This window comes from Gordonia sp. KTR9, from assembly GCF_000143885.2.
Taxonomy (GTDB): Bacteria; Actinomycetota; Actinomycetes; order Mycobacteriales; family Mycobacteriaceae; genus Gordonia.
Window position 1 is genome coordinate 3,960,607 of the sequence record NC_018581.1, and the last position, 19,142, is coordinate 3,979,748.

Consider the following 19,142-nt stretch of genomic DNA (forward strand, 5'->3'; position numbering starts at 1 on the left):
CGGTCGGGCCGCGACCGGCGGACTTCAACTCGACCGATGGACTTCGATCGAAGTCCAGGAGTCGAGTTGAGGTCTGTCGGTCACGAGGCCGAGGCGCGCTGGTCACCGGGCTGCAGGACTACTCTGACCGCCATGATCACCGCAGTGCACACACTGATCTACTGCGACGACCCGGAGGCCGCACGCATCTTCTTCCGCGACGTGCTCGGCTTTCCGCACGTCGACACCGGCGGTGGATGGCTGATCTTCAAGACCGGCCCCAGCGAGATGGGCGCCCACCCGAACGCGTGGGAGCACGAAGGGACAGCCGGACGCACCGACCAGAAGTTCGACGTGTCGTTCATGTGCGACGATCTCGAGTCCACGATGCGCGAACTCTCGGCGCGCGGCGCGGAGTTCGCCGGCGCCCCGACCGACGAGGGGTGGGGCGTCACCGTCGGACTCAAGGTTCCCGGCGTCGGCGAGATCACCCTGTACGAGCCGAAATATCCACCGCCCGCGCTCCGGTGATCCGTCGGGACCGCTGGTCGAGCGTGGCTCATTCGGTTGCATGAAACGCGACGATCCGGCACGTCGCGCGCGGTAATCTCCCGAGGTCACCGAGCGCATAGGAGCCGACCGTGGGCAGTCCCTACGACCCTAACCAGCCGACCGCCATGGGTCCGCAGGGGCCGCAGCAACCCGGATGGCCGCCCGCCGGCGGTCACCAACCCGGCGGTCACCAACCCGGTGGGCCGCAGGCGGCTCCGGGTCAGCCCCACTCGGGGCCGTACGGTCAGCAACCGTATGGTCAGCAACCCTTCGGACAGCAGCCATACGGCCAGCCGTACAACCAGCAGTTCGGCCGGCAACCCCAACCGCCGACCTCTGGCGGTGGCAAGAAGTGGTGGATCATCGGAGGCGGTGGACTCGTCCTCGTACTGATCGTCGTCGTGGCGGTGGTGCTGGCTCTGACGCTGAGTGGTGGCGACGACGAGCCGTCGGTTCCCACCGCCTCAGCACTCGAGCTGGTCCTGCCCGAAGACCAGTTCCCGGACATCACAGGCGATTTCACCACCGAGACGGGTGCCACCGACGACGATGGCAGCACCGTCGACAATGAGAAGTGCAAGACGCTGGTCGACTCCCAGCAGACCACCGGAGAACGCGCCGAACGCGAGCTCACCGAGACATCGTCGTCGAGCGAGATCCTCTTCGGCCTCGACAACTACAGCGCGGACGTCACCACACCGGCCGACAGCAGCTACGACGAATTCGACGAGATCCTCTCCGCCTGCTCCTCTTTCACGCTGACTCTCGACGACGGCGACGTCCCGGTCGCACTCACCCTCGAGAAGGTGGAGCTGCCCATCGACGGCGACTACAAAGCAGTTCGCATGACCGGCGCGTACGAGGTCAGTGGGTTCGAGCTCAATCTGGCGGGAATCATCGTGATCGGCGAGGAGCGAGGCGTCTCGTTCTCGGTCACGCACAACACCGTCGACGACACTCCGCCCGCCATGGATTCCGAGGTCAGCAACAACCTGGCCGAGATGTTCGCGGCGCAGCGACAGGTCATCAAGGACGCCGCTTAGGCGGCACAGCAGGGTCACCGAGAACCTGGGCCAGCGCGACCGGGTCGTCGAAGACGCTCATGTGCCAGGCGCCGGCACGAACGACGAATTCCGAGTCGGGGATACGACGATGCATCGCCTCCATCGATCCGACGTCGGACACCGTGTCGTGTTCGGCCGCAACCACCGTCGCCGGACACGCTATCGAGGGTGTGCGTCGCGAACAGTCGAAGCCCGCGATCGCGCGCAACGCCGACGCCCAGGATGCCCGGTCCGCGGTGGCCACTGCCTCCCGCGCATACCGGACGACGGGGCCGTCGGCCTGCAATTCACCTGTGCTGAACCAACGTCGGAGTGTGCCGTCGACATCGACCGAGCCGGCCTCCACAGCGGCGGCCACTGCGTCGAAAGCCGGGAAGGGAGTGTCTCGGGTGCACAGAAGCGTGAGGCGCGACACGAGATCGGGCCGCGTGATCGCGAGTTCCAGGGCGACCTGTCCGCCGAACGAATGCCCCACCACATGCCAGGGCCCTTGCAGCTCAGCCGAATCCGCGACCTCCGCGGCCAATCGAGCCTGCAGGTCGGCGTCGGCGTAACCGGGTGGCGGAGTGATCTCCGGAATGTTCACGTGTCCGCGCTCGGACAGCTCGGCGCGCACCGCGTCCCACACCGCCGGCGACAACGGGGTCCCCGGCAGAAGCAGCCAGGTCGACGGACTCGCAGACGGCACACTCACTCCTGTGGCGCATCGATGATGGGCGGTGCGTTCCGCGAGGAGGGGTCGACCGACGTCGCAGAACTTGCCTGCACCCTACGTCGGACAGATCGCCGGCACCTCGGGATGTGGATGTCGTCGAACCATTGCGATATCTGTCAGTATTCACTAACGTTAGCGACGGCCGACGAATCTGACACAAGGAGTCATCATGGGAGCACCCGTCGCGTTCTTCGAGATCACCTCGAAGGACCCCAGCCGCCTCATCACGTTCTATCGCGAGCTGTTCGATTGGACTGTCGAAGAGAGCCACGGACCGGAGTACTCGCTGGTCGACACCGGTGCGGGTGAGGGCGCCGTCGGCGGCGGCATCGGTGCCGTGTCCGACCCGGCCGGAACCGGCGGGGTGAGTGTGTACATGCGCGTCGATGATCTGCAGGCATCCCTCGACCGGGCCGAGACACTGGGCGGCACCGCACTCGTGCCGCCCACGGAGCTGCCGGACGGCTACGGCCGCTTCGCGATGTTCGCCGACCCCGACGGCAATTCGATCGGGCTCTGGACGTGACCGACAAGATGCCGGGCGTCGACGAGGCCCTGCGGGCGATGGCCGAGCCCCGCCGCCGCGCCATTCTGGAACTCGTCTCCGGCGAGGAGCTGTCCGCGGGCGACATCGCCGCACGGTTCGACGTCAGCCGTACCGCGATCTCGCAGCACCTCACGGTTTTGAAGGACGCCGGGCTGCTCGCCGAGCGGCGCGAGGGAACCCGGCGCATGTACCGCGCCCGACCCGAGGGCATCGATCAACTGCGCGACCTGCTCGACGACATGTGGGCGTCATCTCTCGACGTCGCGCGGCAACTGGTCGAGGCCGAACGCGGACTGACCGCCGACGACGACGAGGTGAACCGTGCCGGGTGAACGCAGAGTCGACGAATCCCCCAGCGGTGGCGGCGGTTCCGTTCTCCCGCTGCGGCGTCCACCGATACGCCAGTCGACCACCGTCCGCAGCGACCTCGACCACGTCTTCACCACCTTCGTCCGAACCATCGGGGTCTGGTGGCCGTTGCAGCCCATGTCCATCGGCGGGGATCGTGCCCGCACCGTGACGATCGACGAATACACGGGCGGGCGGGTCTTCGAGACCTGGGACGACGGCACCACCGCCGAGTGGGGCCGTCTCGCGGTGTGGGAGCCCCCGAACCGTTTCGTCATGTCGTGGTTGAACACCCCGGAGCCGACCGAAGTCGAGTTGGCGTTCACCTCCCTCGGCCCGGCCCTGACGCGAGTGTCCGTGGAACACCGCGGCTGGGAGCGCCTCAGCGAGGATCAGTTGCGCGAAGACTGCGCCGCGCCAGGCGGTTACAGCTCCGGCGCGTACTCCAACGGCTGGGCCGCCGCTCTGGCGGCATCGGTCGCCGTCATCGAATCCACACTCACCTGAACAAAGGAAGCCCATCCCATGTCGCACTTCGTGTACAAACTCGTCCCGCCCAGGCCCACCTTCGGGCCCGGCGACATGTCCGACGACGAGGCCGCCGTCATGGGCCGGCACGGCGCGTACTGGTCGGGGCTGCTCGCCGACGGCACCGCGGTCGTCTTCGGACCCGTCGTCGACCCGGCCGGGAACTGGGGGCTCGGCATCGTCCGCGCGGACTGCGAAGACGAGGTCCGGGCGATCAGCGCCGCCGACCCGGCCATCACCTCGGGCCTCGCGCGCGTCGAGATCCTCCCGATGCCCGTCGGCATCGGACGGGACTGATCGGACCCGGACAACGACGAAGCCCGTCCCGACATCGGTCGGAACGGGCTTCGTCCAGTGGAGCTAAGGGGACTCGAACCCCTGACCCCCACACTGCCAGTGTGGTGCGCTACCAGCTGCGCCATAGCCCCGTATTTTGTTGTTCCGCCCTGTTCAAGGGCACTGGCGAAGTTACACCATCTCGGCGATGGCAACCAAATCGCCAGGACTCCGGCCGGGGAGGTCCGGGCCGGAGTCCTGGACGATCAGAGCTCAGGAGTTGCCACCGCCCAGGATGCTGTCGAGCCAGGCATTGCCCTCCAGCACGCCGTCGACGGGCTTGCCGTCGTGCAGCACGGTCGGGGTGCCGACCTGGCCGCCGGTGGCCTTCGACAGTTCGTCGGTCGACTTCTGCGCGTTCTCCTCGGCCTGGGCGACCTTCGCGTTGTCGGTGATGCAGGTCGCGGTCGCCGGCGTCGCACCCTGCTCGGTCGCCATCCGAGCGAGTTCCGGGCTGGTGATGTTGCCGGTGCCGTCCTCGGGCGGCTGCGCGGCGAACAGTGCGCTGTGGAACCGGAGGAACAGATCGGTGTTCTGTTCGTCGGCCACGCAGGCCAGCGCGCCGGCGGCTCGCGAACTGTAGTCACCGGTCGCCGATCGCGAGTTCAGGAAGTGCAGCGTGTGGTAACGCACGCGGAGTTTGCCCTCGGTGACGGCCTTGGTGATGGCCGGCCCGGACTGCTGCTCGAACACCTTGCACACCGGACACATGGGGTCCTCGAAGACGTCGATCAACGGGGCGGTCTCGGGGCCGACGATCATCGTCGAACTCGACGCCAGCGCGGCCTGATCGGTCTCACCCTCGCCGCGTCCGCTCCACCAGATCCCGCCGATGACGAGCCCGGCGATCACCAGGATCGCCACACCGCCGAGCACGTACGTCATCGTGTTCGACGGCGCGCTCGGCTGATACTTCGAGTTGGACGTGCGGGGCACCGATGCTCCCGGCTTGCGCTTCTTGCTCACATTCCGACAATAACGGCGGCGCGCTGAAAATTGTCTGAGGGATCGTCGGGGCCGGGGCGGGCCCGCAGGTCAGCTCCCCAACGCCGCGTCGACGACCTGTTGGGCCTCCTGCTGGACCTGCGCGAGATGGTCTGTGCCCTTGAAGGATTCGGCGTAGATCTTGTAGACGTCCTCGGTACCCGACGGGCGTGCCGCGAACCAGGCGTTCTCCGTCGTCACCTTGAGGCCACCGATCGGGGCCCCGTTGCCCGGCGCCGACGTCATGATCGCCGAGATGGGTTCACCGGCCAGCTCGGTCGCCGTCACCTGCTCCGGCGACAACTTCGACAGCACCGCCTTCTGCTCCCGACTGGCCGGCGCGTCGATCCGCGCGTAGGCCGTCGTCCCGTACTGCTCGGCGAGTTCGGCATACCGCTGCGACGGCGTCTTGCCCGTCACCGCGAGGATCTCCGACGCCAGCAACGCCATGATGATGCCGTCCTTGTCCGTCGACCACGGACTGCCGTCGAACGTCAGGAACGACGCGCCTGCGCTCTCCTCGCCGCCGAAGGCGACCCGACCGTTCAGCAGGCCGTCGACAAACCACTTGAAACCGACGGGGACCTCGAGCAGCGGGCGGCCGATCCCGGCGACCACCCGGTCGATCAGCGACGACGAGACGAGCGTCTTGCCGACGGCCGCCGACTCCGACCACTGCGGACGATGCGTGAACAGGTAGTCGATCGCGACCGCCAGATAGTGGTTCGGGTTCATCAGGCCGGCGTCGGGTGTGACGATGCCGTGGCGGTCCGAGTCGGCGTCGTTGCCCGTCGCGATGTCGTAGGAGTCGCGGGCCGAGATCAGCGAGGCCATGGCATTGGCCGACGAGCAATCCATCCGGATCTTGCCGTCGGTGTCGAGTGTCATGAACGAGAACGTCGGGTCCACGGTCGGGTTCACGACCGTCAGATGGTCGAGGTTGTACCGGAACGCGAGGCCGGCCCAGTACCCGACCGATGCCCCGCCCAGCGGATCGGCACCGATCCGGACCCCGGCGTCGTGGATCGCCTGCATGTCCACCACCTCGCCGAGTCCGTCGATGTAGTTGAGCAGGAACGAGTAGTCGTGGACGTGCTCGCCGCCGCGGGCACGGTCGAACGGGATGCGCGCGACACCCTCGAGTTTCCGCTCGAGAAGCTCGTTCGCCCGCGCCGCGACCACCGAGGTGATCGACGTGTCCGCCGGCCCCCCGGTGGGCGGGTTGTACTTGAACCCGCCGTCGCGGGGCGGATTGTGCGACGGCGTCACGACGATGCCGTCGGACAGCACGCCCGGGTTGTCCCGGTTGAACATGAGGATGGCGCGACTGACTGCCGGGGTGGGAGTGAACGAGTCGCTCTCGGCGGTGTAGACGGTGACCTCGTTGGCCGCGAGCACCTCGAGTGCGGTGCGCCAGGCCGGGACCGAGAGAGCGTGGGTGTCGAAGCCTATGAACAGCGGTCCGGAGATCCCGGCCGAACGGCGATAGTCGACGATCGCCTGCGTCGTCGCGAGGATGTGGGCTTCGTTGAACGCGTTGTCGAAGCTCGATCCACGGTGCCCCGAGGTCCCGAACACGACCTGCTGCAACGGGTCCGACGGATCGGGCGTGTTGTCGTAATAGGCACGCACCAAGGCGTCCACATCGACGAGGTCTTCGGGCAGGGCCAAGGTACCAGCGCGAGGATGTGCCATGACCGCGATTCTGCCACCCCGCGCGCCGTTCGCCCGGTTGACGAACCGATCCGTCCGGCCGCGGGAACCGAATCGCTACGGTGAGACGAACGTCGACGCCGCATCGGAGGAACCCGCACACATGCTGATCTCGGGATTGTCGGGGCTGTTGTCACCCGAACGCCGTTCCCCCGGCCTGCTCGTGCTCGTCCTCCCCGGCGGCACGGACAGCAGTCACAAACCCTTCAGTTCCTGGCAGCCGTCCGCGCTGCGCATGTACCCGTTCACGTGGTCGCTGCGACTGCGTTTCGGCCGGTCGGTGCGCGTCCGTCAGGTCGGCTACCGCGTGTACGGCTGGAACGGCGACGAGAACTCGCCCATGCTTCCCGCCCGTGCGGCGCTCGACGAGATCTGCCGGCGTCACCCGGGCGTGCCGGTCGTCGCCATCGGACATTCGATGGGCGGACGTGTGGCCGCGCACCTCGCCGCCGACCGTCGGGTCATCGGCGTCCTCGGGCTGGCGCCGTGGTGGCAGTTCGCCGACTGGCGGCACATCCAGCCCGGTGCCCGGGTCGTCGCCGTGCACGGAGACGCCGACACCCGCACGCTGGCGAAGCGGACCCGCAAAGGGATCGACGAGCTGTCGGCCCTGGGAGTCGACGCCGAGTTCATCCCGGTGCCCGGCGGCGGTCACGCCATGCTCGACCACATCGGGCTCTGGCAGCGCAGCGCGCTCGACTTCGTCGGCGAACGACTCTCCGCTCTGCGCCGCGCCTGATCGGTCGGCGCCGTTCGGTCAACGCTTCGGGCGGGCTCCGGCCAACTCGTCGATGTACCCGGGATGGAACTCGACGTACTTCTCCCCCGCGAGCACATACAGCGGGTCGTCGCCGGTCTCGCCGTAGGCCTGTTTACGGAGTTCGGTGCGCATGTTCTTGAACGTCGAGGTGTGCTCCAGCGCATCGACGATCCGGACGAACAACGGCACCGCATACGCGGGCAGACCGTCGCGCACATGCCGGGCCAGCCCGTCGGCGTCGAACGTCTCGCCCTCGCGCAGACTGATCGCGGCCATTCCCGCCTTCCCGTCGACGCCGGGAACCGGCACACCGAAGACGACCGCCTCCTCGACGGCCGGATGGGCGTCGAGCACCGCCTCGACCTCGGTGGTGGCCACGTTCTCGCCCTTCCAGCGGAAGGTGTCGCCGATGCGGTCGACGAAACCGATGTGTGAGAAACCCTGATCGCGGACGACGTCACCGCTGTTGAACCACTTGTCGCCCTTACGCTTCGCGTCGCGGACGATCTTGCGCTCGGTCGCCTCCGGGTCGGTGTACCCGTCGAACGGCACACGCGAGTTGATCTGCGCCAGAAGCAAACCGGTTCCGCCCCTGCCGACCGGTTTCACCCGCCCGTCGGGATCGCGCAGCGGCTCCCCGGTCTCCTCGTCGTATTCGACGATCGTGTAGGGCAACGGCGAGAACCCGGCCGTCTTGGACAACCCGAAGACGTTGATGAAACCGATGTTCGCTTCACTCGCCGCGTACAACTCGACGATGCGGTCGATACCGAATCGCTCGGTGAACGCGTCCCAGATGTCGGGGCGCAGACCGTTGCCGACGGCCAGCCGGAGTCGGTGCGCGCGATCGGTCGGCTTCGGCGGTTGCGCAAGCAGATAACGGCACAGCTCGCCGATGTAGGCGAACGCGGTGGCGTCGTTCTCGATGATCTCGTCGATGAACTTCGACGCCGAGAACTGCCTGCCGATGGCCAGGCAGGCACCGGACGCGAGGACCGACGACACCGAGATCGTGAGAGCGTTGTTGTGGTAGAACGGCAGCGCGGTGTACATGACGTCGTCACCACGCAAACGGATTCCCAGACCGCCGATGCCGTTCATCGCGACCAGCCAGCGATAGTGGCTCATCTTGCTGGCCTTCGGGTAACCCGTTGTGCCCGAGGTGAAGATGTAGATCGCGGTGGAGCCGACCTCGATCGATTCGGTGACCGGTCGGTCGAGCGGCGAACACCGTGCGGTCAGCGTCGTGAGCTCGGCGAAGGTGTACTCCTTCGCCGGGCGGCACCCGGCCGGCACCGACTCCAACGCTTCCAGCAGATCATCTTGGTAGAGAACCACTTTCGGCTCGATGAGCCCTAGGCTGTGCTCCAGCACCGCGCCGCGCTGATTGAAGTTCAGCATCCCGCAGATCGCCCCGATCTTGACGATCGCCAGCATCGCGATGACGACGTCGGGATGGTTTCGCGACAGCACCGCGACCACGTCACCGCGACGGACACCTTCCCGGACGAGGAAGTCCGCGAGCCGGTTCGCATGGGCGTTCGCCGCGCGGTAGGAGATCGACGACCCCTCGAACCGGAGGAAGTCCCGATCGGGGTACTTCTGCACACTCTGCTGAAACCGCTTGCCGATGGACATCTTCGTGGTCGGCGGTTTGGGCAGCATCTCCGGCAGCGTCCGCAGGATCGTCCCGGCGTCACCGCGTAGCGACGCGACTCCCGACACCATGTCGGCCAGCCGGATGTCCGGCAGGAGTCCCGTTCCCGACGCGTGATCAACCATGTTTCCAGCCTCCCCGATGTGTTGGACGACACACACCCTAGCCGGAGTTGAGCGTCAATGAAACAGTGGGGATGATTCGTTTCATCGACGTCGAGGCTTGGCGAGTTCTCGGTGACCGGCCACACTGTCCTGATGACCGATACCTCGCCGCGACCGACGAGCGAACACCCCGCCGGCCCCCTCGACGGCGTCACCGTCATCGAGTTGGGCACGCTGATCGCAGGCCCCCACGCCGCACGGTTGCTGGGTGACATGGGCGCCGAGGTCATCAAGATCGAGGCGCCGGGCAAGCCCGACCCGATCCGCACCTGGGGGCAGGCCGAGGTCGACGGCCATCGGTTCTACTGGACGGTCCACGGACGCAACAAGAAGGCGGTCACGCTCGACCTGCGGTCGGATCGAGGTCGAGACCTGTTCCTCGATCTCGTCGAGCGTGCCGACGTCGTCGTCGAGAACTTCCGTCCCGGAACACTGGAGCGGCTGGATATCGGCCCCGAAGTGCTGTCCGCGCGCAATCCGGGCATCGTCGTGGTGCGTGTCTCGGGTTATGGCCAGACCGGACCGGATTCGACGCGCGCCGGGTACGCCTCGGTCGCCGAGGCCGCCAGCGGGCTTCGGTACCTCAACGGGTATCCGGGACAGCTCCCGCCGCGGTTGGCCCTGTCCCTGGGCGACACTCTCGCCGGCATGTTCGCCGCGCAGGGCGCACTCGCCGCACTGTACCGGCGGTCGGTGACCGGCAAGGGTCAGGTCGTCGACACCTCACTCATCGAATCCTGTGTGGCCGTGCAGGAATCGGCCATCGCCGACTACGACGCCGGCGGTGTCGTGCGCGGCCCGTCGGGTACCCGGCTCGACGGCATCGCGCCGTCGAACCTCTACCCGACCAGCGAGGGCACCCACGTCATCATCGCCGCCAATCAGGACTCGGTCTTCGCGCGGCTCTGCGCGGCGATGGGGCAGCCCGAACTCGCGACCGACGACCGGTTCGCCGATCACGCCGCTCGCGGACGCAACCAGGACGAGCTCGACGCACTCATCGGCGACTGGTCGCGGCAGTTCACGCCGGAGAAGCTGACCGAGGTGCTCGGCGCCGCGGGAGTGGTTGTCGGACCGGTGAACTCGGTTGCCGAGGTGGTCGCCGACCCGCATCTGCGGGCGCGCGGGATGATCGCCGAACACTACGACGAACGCGCGCAGCGCACCGTGCTCGGGCCCGGCGTCGTGCCGCAGTTCAGCGACACTCCCGGTGGTATCCGCAACGCCGGTCCCCCGGCCCCCGGCTGCGACAACGAGGACGTCTACGGCGGGTTGCTGGGGTTGTCGGACGAGGAGATCACGGCGTTGCGAGCAGCCGGAGTCATCTGAGACTGGGCTACGGTCGTGGCATGTCACTGGTCGCGACCGGGCTCTCGCGCACCTTCGGCCGGCACACCGCCGTCGCCGAGGCGAGCCTCGAACTCAGATCCGGCAGGATCAGCGGGCTCGTCGGGCCCAACGGCGCAGGCAAGACGACCCTGCTGCTGCTCCTCGCCGGCCTGCTCGCCCCCGACAGCGGCACGATCGTGGTCGACGACGCGGCGGTGGACCCCGCGGACATGCGCCGGTTGACCGGGTGGATGCCGGACATCTTCGGCACCTGGGAGAGCCTCACGGCGCACGAGATCCTGACGACCTTCGGCAAGCTGTACGGAATGCCCACCACCCGGGCCCGTCAGCGCGCCGGTGAACTCCTCGAACTGGTCCACCTGACCGATCTCGCGGCGCGGCCGGCGCACGAGCTGTCGCGCGGCCAGAAACAACGCCTCGGCTTCGCACGTGCGCTGGTGCACCGACCCCGGATTCTGCTGCTCGACGAGCCGGCCTCCGGAATGGACCCGCGGTCCCGGATGGACTTGCGCGGCCAGCTCCGCCGGCTCGCCGACGACGGGTGCTCGATCCTGGTGTCCTCCCACATCCTCTCCGAGCTGGAGGAAATGGTCGACGACGTCGTCCTGATGACCGAGGGCCGGACCCACACGGCGCCGAGTACCGCCGGTGGGGTGTGGCGCATCCGGCTCGTCGGGCAACCGCCGGGGCAGGCGCAGGAAACGCGCTTCGACGACGAGACCGCCGCCGCCCGGCACCTCGCACAACTGGTGGCCTCCGGGGCGGCGGTCAGCGAATTCGCGCACGTGTCGACCGGCATCGAAGACGCCTACCTCGCACTGGACCCGGAGCGCCGATGACCACGACCACGCTCCCGACGGACGACTCGCGACGCACCGGATTCTCGTCGTGGTGGCGGATGGTCGCCGTCATCGTCGAACTCGAGTTACGTCAGCGACTGCGGACGACGAGATGGAAGGCCTCGCTCATCGTGGCCTTCGTCGTGACCTCGCTGGCGGTCTTCGGGTCCATGTACCTGGCCGTGGGGGTGTTCGGCGGCACCTACACCGGCTGGGCGTCGAATCTCTACGCGCTCTTGCTCGGATTCCTGTTGCTGCTCGGGATCATCGTGGCTCCCACGCTGGCGGCGACCACGATCAACGGTGACCGCAAGGACGCGACCCTGGCCGTGGTCCAGGACACCGGGATCACCAATTGGCAACTGGCGCTGGGCAAACTCATCGGGAGCTGGGTGGCGGGCATCGCCCTGGTCGCCGTCGCCGCACCGTACCTGATCTGGGGCCTGGTCGAAGCGCCCCAGTCGATCTGGCGCAGCGTGCTCGGCATCGTCGTCCTGGCACTCGTCTTCGCGTCGTATGCAGGCATCGGACTCGGATTCTCCGCGGTGACAGCCCGCCCGGCGGGCTCCGCGGTGCTGACGCAGTCGGCCGTCTTCTTCCTCCTCCTCGGCCTGCCGGTGGCGTTCGGTCTCCTGTATCCGACGACGGCCCAAATGCATTCGGTGATCCGTACCGACACCACGGTGACGGACCCATCGAGCCCGACGCCCACCTGGACGTGCCAGGAGGTCACCCGCGAGGAAGAGTTCCACCACCACGAACGCATCTGGTGGCTCCTCGCCCCGAATCCGTTCTTCATCGTGGCCGACGCCGTGTCCACGACACCCGAGAATCCGACGAGGGCCTCCGACAGCATCGCGCAGGAGATCTCGCAGACGCTGTCGGCGGTGCGGGCGGGCCCGTACATCGGCCCCCGCACGTGTGACGACATATCCTTCGGTTACGTCGACCAGCAGGCCCCCACCGGACACATCGCTCGCGAAACAGCCCACCAGACCTCCGAGATGGGGGACTCGTGGTACGTCGGACTGGGGATCTACCTGATGCTCGGCGGCCTGGGATATCTCGTCGCGGCACGACGTTTGCGGATACCCGCCGGCAAGCTGCCGCGCGGTGTCCGGATCGCATGAGCGCCGGCCACGGCACCGCCGGGTTCCAACCGGGGTACGACGCCCTGGCCGATCTGTACGCCGAGACGTTCCCCTCGCCGTTCACGAACATCCTGCAACGCCACGCCTTCGACGCGTTCGTCGAACACGTCCGCGGCAGCGGTGTCACCGGAACAGTGGTCGACGTCGGGTGTGGGCCGGGCCTGCTGACCGCCGAACTCGCTGCACGCGGATTCGATGTGGTCGGGGTCGACCCGAGTACATCGATGCTGCGAATCGCACGGTCGACGCACCCCGCAGTCGGATTCGTCTCCGACGACGCCCGTCTCGGGGCGCCGGAGCTCGCCGGCGTCACCGTCGCGGCAATCCTGGCCCGGTTCAGTCTGATCCATGTGCCACCCGACGCCGTACCCGAGGTGTTGGCAGGCTGGGCGGGGCGGATGGACGCGGGCAGCGTCGTCCTGGTCGCCGGGCAGGCGAGCGCCGACGAGGGCATCGTCGACTTCGATCATCGGGTGGCACCCGCGTGGCGATGGCACTCGGACCGCATGTCCGCCGCACTGGCCGACGCCGGATACGACGAGGAATGGCGAACGGTACACCGAGCCGACGACGATCACCGCTTTCCCGAGTTCCACGTTCTCGCCCGGCGGCGGTGAGCGACGGCTTCGAGATCGGCTGAGCCGTCCAGCCCCCGAACTAGAAAGTTCGGGCAACCGAAACTATAGTGTCGGCATGCCCAAGCCCGCGCGTCGTCGGTTCCTCACCGCAGGGGCACTCCTCGCCGCCGTCTGCACGGTCCTCGCCGGTTGCACGCTGTCGAGCCGGCTACCCGACGAGAAGGTCGTACTCACCACGTTCACCGTGCTCGCCGACATCGCCTCCGAGGTCGCCGGCGATCGCCTCGAGGTGGAGTCGATCACCAAGCCGGGAGCCGAGATCCACGGCTACGAGCCCACCCCAGGTGACATCCGGCGCGCCGCGACCGCCTCGCTGGTCCTCGACAACGGGCTCAACCTCGAAGCCTGGTTCGCGCAGTTCGTCGACGGACTCGACGTCCGGCACGTGGTCGTCAGCGAGGGCATCGAGCCGATCGACATCGCGTCGGATGCCTACGCGGGCAAACCCAATCCACACGCGTGGATGAGTCCGGTCAACGTCCAGATCTACGTCGACAACATGGTCCGCGCGTTCACCGAGCTCGACCCCGACGGCGCCGCCACCTTCGAATCCAACGCGGCCGCATACAAAAAACAGCTGCAAGAGGTGCAGACCGACCTCACCTCCGCCCTGGCCGGGCTATCCGCCAACGAAAGGGCGCTTGTGACGTGCGAAGGCGCGTTCTCCTACCTCGCCCGCGACGCCGGACTCACCGAGCGCTACATCTGGCCGGTCAACGCCGAGCAGCAGGCGACGCCGCAGCAGGTCGCCGAGACGATCGACTTCGTGCGGGCCAACCGCGTCCCCGGCGTGTTCTGCGAGTCCACGGTGTCCGACGCCCCGATGAAGCAGGTCGTGAACGCGACCGACGCCCGTTTCGGCGGGACCCTGTACGTCGATTCGCTCTCCGAAGCCGACGGCCCCGTACCCACCTACCTCGACCTCATCCGCCACGACGTCGCGACCATCGTGTCGGGCCTGACCGGGAGCAATACGTGAACGCCTCAGCGACAAGCGGTTCCGCCATCGAAGTGACGGACGTGACCGTGCGGTACGGCGGCATCCTCGCCCTCGACCACGCGTCGGTACGCGTGCCGGCCGGCCAGGTGTGTGGCCTCGTCGGCATGAACGGTTCGGGCAAGTCGACGCTGTTCAAGACGATCGTGGGCTCGGTGACCCCGACGACCGGCACGGTCCGGCTCGGCGGCCGGACCCCCACCGCAGCGCGTCGTGCCGGCGCGCTCGGCTACGTACCGCAGTCGGAGGACATCGACTGGAGCTTCCCGATCTCGGTCCGCGACGTCGTGATGACCGGTCGCTACGGCCACCTCGGGTTCACGCGCCGACCGAAGCGGGCCGACCACGACGCCGTCGACGAAGCCCTGGCGCGCGTCGAACTCACCGACTTCGCCGACCGCCAGATCGGCCGGCTGTCCGGCGGTCAGCGCAAGCGGGCCTTCGTCGCCCGCGGCATCGCGCAGGAAGCGGGGATCCTGTTGCTCGACGAGCCGTTCGCCGGTGTCGACAAACGCACCGAGGCCACCATCACCGCGCTACTGCGCGAACTCGCCAACGCCGGGACGACGATCCTGGTCTCGACGCACGACCTGCAGGTCCTGCCGGAGCTGGCCGACGAGGCGATCCTGCTGATGCGCCGGGTGATCGCGCAGGGCGCGCCGACCGAGGTGATCACCGCGGAGAATCTCGTCCGCGCGTTCGGTCTCGATCCCCTCGCCCGACCGACTTCGGAACGCCACGGCTCCGAGCATCCCGAGGAGGTCGCGTGAACATCGTCGACATCCTCCTCGACCCGTTCGCGTACGCGTTCATGACCCGCGCCCTGTGGGCGACGCTGATCGCCTCGGTCGTGTGTGCGCTCCTGTCGTGTTGGCTCGTGCTGATCGGCTGGTCCCTGATGGGCGACGCCGTCTCACATGCGGTGCTGCCGGGCGTGGTGCTCGCCTACATCGTCGGCGTCCCGTTCGCCATCGGCGCGGTGATCTTCGGTTTCCTCGCGGTGGCACTGATCGGCGCGGTCCGCGATGGCGGCCGGGTGAAGGAGGACGCCGCCATCGGCATCGTCTTCACGACCCTCTTCGCCTTCGGACTGGTCCTGATCTCGGTGACGCCGAGCCAGACCGACCTCAACCACATCATCTTCGGCAACCTGCTGGGTGTCTCGACGTCGGACCTGGTGCAGATCGCGATCCTGGGCGCGATCGTCGCGACGCTGCTCCTGCTGAAGCGGCGCGACTTCACCCTCTACGCCTTCGACCGCACGCACGCCTTCGCGATCGGCCTGAGCCCGCGGCTGCTGGGCGCAGCCCTGCTCGCGCTGCTCGCCCTCACCGCGGTGACCGCCCTGCAGGTCGTCGGCATCGTGCTGGTAGTCGCGATGCTCATCATCCCCGGCGCGACCGCGCGACTGCTCACCGATCGCTTCGGCCGGATGCTGATCATCGCGCCCGCCATCTCGGCGATCTGCGGTGTCATCGGCCTGTACGTCTCCTACTACCAGGACACCTCCCCCGGCGGGATGGTCGTCCTGGTCCAGGGCATCACGTTCTTCGGTGTCTACCTGTTCAGCCCGACCCACGGCGTGGTGACGAAGCGACGCAAGCATCGCGAGAGTGCGACCCTCGACGCGCTGAGCACCGGGTAGCCGACCTGCCCGTAGAGACGACGAAAGCGCCCCACCTGAACAGGTGGGGCGCCTTCTCGTGGAGCTGTCGGGAATTGAACCTGTGCTAGAACCTCGTAGATGTCGAGCAGCAGTCCTGTGGCCTCTAGTCGCAGTGAGTCAGTCAGATTGAGTGGTGCTCAAACGGGGTCAGCGCGCCCCGAAGATGGCCAAGACTGCCCCGTGGCTGGGCGCCGACGCACGTGCATTTGCACACACGATCAGCTATGTACCGACGGGGGCGTGGAGTAAACAGCAGCCGTGTACCCATGGTCTACACCGATAGTGTGTGACTACGCTGCGCTCAGATAGCGTGTGGCTTCGAGTCAACATTACCTAGGCGGCGCTCAGGTCCCACAAGAGTCACAGAGACCGCGATATTGCTCCAACTGCTCTATTGCCCGACACCTCCTCGAGTCGACATCTCTACCGCACAGCATCACCAGTGGGCTTTTGCTCTAGTACAGTTGCGCCGCCTACATCGACGCAAACCTATCCACGAGGTGGTCGACTATTGTTTGCATCGTGTACCGAGCTAGGGGGTCTTGTGAGTACGGCGGAGGATAGGAGTTTCCTGTCACGCGACGATGTAGCGCACCTTCTCGTTGACTTCGACGGCGTTTGCTGGTGGTGCCGCTCCCGTCCAGCGACGACGGGAGAGCACAAATACAAAGCGTCAGACCTCGTTCGACTCATGAGCGGGGATACGCTCTTGTGGGGCGACGACACTGGGCAGCGGAGAGAGATCCGCGGTAAGTCTGGAGTCAAACGGGACCGATACGGAGTAGTGAAGTTTCCCAAATCGATGTGCGACCGGTGCAATAACGCGCGGTCGCAACCGTTCGACCTTGCTTACGACACATTCTCCGACTATCTCGTGACTCACCCTTACGCGCGCCACCTACCAGGAATCGGATTCGCCGACGTTTATGGAATGGGCTGGCAGCCAACGGTATTAAACCTCGCTCGATATTACGCCAAGCATTTTGGCTGCCAGATGGTCCGCACGGGCATCGAAGTCCCTCAGTCGGTTCGCGATTTCTTGAATGGAGCAGACGACATGATAGACGCCCACATGGCCCTCGTCACCACGGACTCAATCCATGATTCTCCCGCCCGTAAAGGTTTGACGATAAGCCCGGGTGCAGTGTTCTTGAAGCCCGACTACTCACGTGTGGATGGTTGCGTGTTCGCCTGCTATGTCGGATCTATCGGCGTGCGCTACGAATGGCGGAGAACGGGAATTCCAGACAATAATCGATCCCAGTTCTTCCACCACCCGAACCCTTTGATCAACTGTTTCGCGAATGAGACTCAGGTAGTCCACGGGGAACCACGCCCCCAAGGGAAGATCGCGCGATTATTTCAGTGGTTGAATAAGCCATCTAACTAAGGTCTAGTCACATCCCGAACACCAACTCTCAGAGTCCGCTCGCTGGTCAGCGGCTCTTACTGCGGCCGAGGCCGGGCGAGATCTCTTACCGCGGACGTTGGTCAGGAAAACCTGAAGAAGCCTCCGTCGAGTTGACTACGCCTAAGCGATATAAGGAACGGACGAGTACGCCCGCGGTTACGGTGGTACACCGAGCATCACCCCCAATCGGCGACGGGCGGTAATAATGACGACGTGCTGATCGAACAGCTTGTGCGTACATTGAAACAATGCTCAAACAGGTTCGGCCAGCAACAGGCGGATACCCAGCACGGCAGGGCGCGGGTTATTGGATCAACTACCGGCCCCAACAGGAACTGCATACGCGGTGTCTATGTACAACGCAGCCGTCCTTCACTACATACACTTCGACCTAGCGCTCTCCAGGAAACTTGGTTTGCTCGTAGTGTTTCATCTGAGTCGCGCTCGGTGATACGAGCTGGCCCCGAATCTCGTTTCGCCTCCTCGCCTTGTCACATGGTTCAGGATCGCGACCAATAGTGCCATGACTTCGCCGGCCGTCGACCGCTGGCCTGTCGTCGTGGCCGAGAGGGTCTATCGGCTCATGGTTGATGGTGAGCTAGAGGTGGAGGGCATCGCGGCGCAGTACGGGCGCAGCGCGTCCTACGGTCCAACTATTGCGTCCCTTCTGAGTTTGAGCTGCCCAGCAATCCGAACTAGCGAACCACCTTTTCCAACCTCTCTGACTGACAGAAACAATCCTGAGTCAGTCATCTTTTCGACAACTTCAGCTCTCATACTTTCAGGGAACCCAAGCAACTCAGCAATTATTATTCCACCATCGTAGGTCCTGACTTTGTAGTCTAGACCCTGAGCACTGGACGATTTTCCAGCGACTTCGGTGATAATTCCGCGGGCGACTAGAGCTGCTATCGCGACCGGATCGTCTATCGCTATTGTCGAGCTCTTTTGAGAATTAGACCGTTCCGCCTCTGCTCGTGCGGTCGTTCCCATGCTCTCGCGGTGGAGTTCCCTCACGAGTTCGAGCACTTCCTCGACCATCGCGTCCGGCGACCGCTTTGGAACCTCCGGTGGCGGAGCAGTATCCCTGATGGCTAGGAAACGTTCCAAGAATGATGGCAATACAGCTGCGACTATCCCAGCCTTTGTGTTCCATTCGACGTCTGCCGCCCTAGCTATTGACGCCAGTATCTTGGTGATCCCCTCTTCATTTAGGAGGTTCGCTTGAAACTGTTTTAGCGGACTAGTAAGTTCGGTGGCTTTCTCGAAGTCTACAAGGCACGGTGCTACACGCAAATCATAATCGGAGCCCATTTGTCTAGATATTGCGCCCGCTTCAAAGTTCAGCCAAGGCGCACTCTGATTCGCGCGAGTGACAACTACAATCGCGAAGCTGGTTCCGTCCAACTCATTCTTGATATCGTCCAAACCGCGCGCTCCAGCTTCTATGTCAGTATCGGAAACAAACGGAGTTACGGTGTCGAAGAGCTGATTAACCAATTCATGCCATATCAGTGCAATATCTTTGGAAGGATCGCCCGACCAGCTGATGAAAACCTTAAGGTCTTTTGCCACAGGGTCACGGTAGCACCTGTTGACGACTGCGGAGTGCGGGAAATTCGGGGATGAAGGCAGGAACAGGTATAGGTCGTACGTAACCCAAGCGGCCAGTCGTTCTGTGGCCACAACTGCCGCGCTGCAGATCGCCGAGATTTCCAGTTGTCCATGCAACCGTCTTCGACC

At 65.7% G+C, this 19,142-nt stretch carries 19 protein-coding genes and 1 tRNA gene; 14 read left to right on the plus strand and 6 right to left on the minus strand.

What is annotated here, in order from left to right:
* The first annotated feature begins 132 nt into the window (after positions 1–132).
* Positions 133–510 (plus strand): VOC family protein, encoded by a 378-nt coding sequence (locus KTR9_RS18640; protein WP_014927672.1) that lies wholly within the window; start codon positions 133–135, stop codon positions 508–510.
* Positions 511–620: 110 nt separating this feature from the next.
* Entirely contained in the window at positions 621–1,574 is a 954-nt protein-coding gene (locus KTR9_RS18645) for a hypothetical protein (protein WP_014927673.1), read from the plus strand.
* Here the strand turns inward: KTR9_RS18645 and KTR9_RS18650 are convergent.
* Positions 1,558–2,283, minus strand: coding sequence for an alpha/beta fold hydrolase (locus tag KTR9_RS18650; RefSeq protein WP_148281213.1), 726 nt, complete (start codon positions 2,281–2,283; stop codon positions 1,558–1,560). The two genes, KTR9_RS18645 and KTR9_RS18650, sit on opposite strands and share 17 nt — an antisense overlap.
* Positions 2,284–2,479: 196 nt before the next feature.
* Here KTR9_RS18650 and KTR9_RS18655 point away from each other — a divergent pair, with 196 nt between their 5' ends.
* From KTR9_RS18655 to KTR9_RS18670, 4 genes are read left to right on the plus strand one after another with little or no spacing between them, the layout of a single operon-like run.
* Complete coding sequence (locus tag KTR9_RS18655; RefSeq protein ID WP_014927675.1) at positions 2,480–2,836, plus strand: VOC family protein; 357 nt, start codon at positions 2,480–2,482, stop codon at positions 2,834–2,836.
* Positions 2,833–3,189 (plus strand): ArsR/SmtB family transcription factor, encoded by a 357-nt coding sequence (locus KTR9_RS18660; RefSeq protein WP_202949967.1) that lies wholly within the window; start codon positions 2,833–2,835, stop codon positions 3,187–3,189. Before KTR9_RS18655 ends, KTR9_RS18660 begins: the two co-directional genes overlap by 4 nt.
* Positions 3,179–3,712 carry an SRPBCC domain-containing protein gene (locus tag KTR9_RS18665; RefSeq protein WP_014927677.1) on the plus strand — a complete coding sequence of 178 codons (534 nt, stop codon included), beginning with the start codon at positions 3,179–3,181 and terminating at the stop codon, positions 3,710–3,712. Before KTR9_RS18660 ends, KTR9_RS18665 begins: the two co-directional genes overlap by 11 nt.
* An 18-nt stretch (positions 3,713–3,730) precedes the next feature.
* Positions 3,731–4,030 carry a YciI family protein gene (locus tag KTR9_RS18670; RefSeq protein WP_014927678.1) on the plus strand — a complete coding sequence of 100 codons (300 nt, stop codon included), beginning with the start codon at positions 3,731–3,733 and terminating at the stop codon, positions 4,028–4,030.
* Positions 4,031–4,088: 58 nt separating this feature from the next.
* Here KTR9_RS18670 and KTR9_RS18675 read toward each other — a convergent pair.
* The 3 genes from KTR9_RS18675 to pgm all read right to left on the minus strand — a co-directional run bounded on the left by KTR9_RS18675 (position 4,089) and on the right by pgm (position 6,748).
* Positions 4,089–4,161, minus strand: a tRNA-Ala gene (locus KTR9_RS18675).
* Between the two features lie 121 nt (positions 4,162–4,282).
* Positions 4,283–5,035 carry a DsbA family protein gene (locus KTR9_RS18680; RefSeq protein WP_044507057.1) on the minus strand — a complete coding sequence of 251 codons (753 nt, stop codon included), beginning with the start codon at positions 5,033–5,035 and terminating at the stop codon, positions 4,283–4,285.
* 69 nt (positions 5,036–5,104) lie between these two features.
* Positions 5,105–6,748, minus strand: coding sequence for a phosphoglucomutase (alpha-D-glucose-1,6-bisphosphate-dependent) (gene pgm / locus KTR9_RS18685; RefSeq protein WP_010843451.1), 1,644 nt, complete (start codon positions 6,746–6,748; stop codon positions 5,105–5,107).
* Here pgm and KTR9_RS18690 point away from each other — a divergent pair.
* On the plus strand, positions 6,747–7,505 hold the full coding sequence (locus KTR9_RS18690; RefSeq protein WP_010843452.1) for an alpha/beta hydrolase: 759 nt from the start codon (positions 6,747–6,749) through the stop codon (positions 7,503–7,505). The two genes, pgm and KTR9_RS18690, sit on opposite strands and share 2 nt — an antisense overlap.
* Positions 7,506–7,523: 18 nt before the next feature.
* Here KTR9_RS18690 and KTR9_RS18695 read toward each other — a convergent pair whose 3' ends face one another.
* Positions 7,524–9,308 (minus strand): long-chain-acyl-CoA synthetase, encoded by a 1,785-nt coding sequence (locus KTR9_RS18695; protein ID WP_014927681.1) that lies wholly within the window; start codon positions 9,306–9,308, stop codon positions 7,524–7,526.
* A 132-nt stretch (positions 9,309–9,440) separates the two neighbouring features.
* Between KTR9_RS18695 and KTR9_RS18700 the strand changes: the two genes are divergently transcribed.
* The 7 genes from KTR9_RS18700 to KTR9_RS18730 all read left to right on the plus strand — a co-directional run bounded on the left by KTR9_RS18700 (position 9,441) and on the right by KTR9_RS18730 (position 15,967).
* Positions 9,441–10,676, plus strand: a complete 1,236-nt coding sequence (locus KTR9_RS18700) for a CaiB/BaiF CoA transferase family protein (RefSeq protein WP_044508103.1) — start codon at positions 9,441–9,443, stop codon at positions 10,674–10,676.
* Between the two features lie 20 nt (positions 10,677–10,696).
* A complete protein-coding gene (locus tag KTR9_RS18705) occupies positions 10,697–11,536 on the plus strand; it encodes an ABC transporter ATP-binding protein (protein ID WP_014927682.1) in 840 nt (279 codons plus the stop codon).
* Entirely contained in the window at positions 11,533–12,666 is a 1,134-nt protein-coding gene (locus tag KTR9_RS18710; protein WP_014927683.1) for an ABC transporter permease, read from the plus strand. Before KTR9_RS18705 ends, KTR9_RS18710 begins: the two co-directional genes overlap by 4 nt.
* The gene (locus KTR9_RS18715; RefSeq protein ID WP_014927684.1) at positions 12,663–13,304 is read left to right on the plus strand and encodes a class I SAM-dependent methyltransferase; all 642 of its coding nucleotides are present in this window, start codon (positions 12,663–12,665) and stop codon (positions 13,302–13,304) included. The genes KTR9_RS18710 and KTR9_RS18715 overlap by 4 nt, the downstream gene beginning before the upstream one ends.
* 76 nt (positions 13,305–13,380) lie before the next feature.
* On the plus strand, positions 13,381–14,304 hold the full coding sequence (locus KTR9_RS18720) for a metal ABC transporter substrate-binding protein (protein WP_014927685.1): 924 nt from the start codon (positions 13,381–13,383) through the stop codon (positions 14,302–14,304).
* Positions 14,301–15,092 carry a metal ABC transporter ATP-binding protein gene (locus KTR9_RS18725; protein WP_014927686.1) on the plus strand — a complete coding sequence of 264 codons (792 nt, stop codon included), beginning with the start codon at positions 14,301–14,303 and terminating at the stop codon, positions 15,090–15,092. Before KTR9_RS18720 ends, KTR9_RS18725 begins: the two co-directional genes overlap by 4 nt.
* On the plus strand, positions 15,089–15,967 hold the full coding sequence (locus KTR9_RS18730) for a metal ABC transporter permease (RefSeq protein WP_014927687.1): 879 nt from the start codon (positions 15,089–15,091) through the stop codon (positions 15,965–15,967). The genes KTR9_RS18725 and KTR9_RS18730 overlap by 4 nt, the downstream gene beginning before the upstream one ends.
* A gap of 2,074 nt (positions 15,968–18,041) precedes the next feature.
* Here the strand turns inward: KTR9_RS18730 and KTR9_RS27035 are convergent.
* Positions 18,042–18,974 (minus strand): TIR domain-containing protein, encoded by a 933-nt coding sequence (locus KTR9_RS27035; RefSeq protein ID WP_014927689.1) that lies wholly within the window; start codon positions 18,972–18,974, stop codon positions 18,042–18,044.
* Between the last annotated feature and the right edge of the window lie 168 nt (positions 18,975–19,142).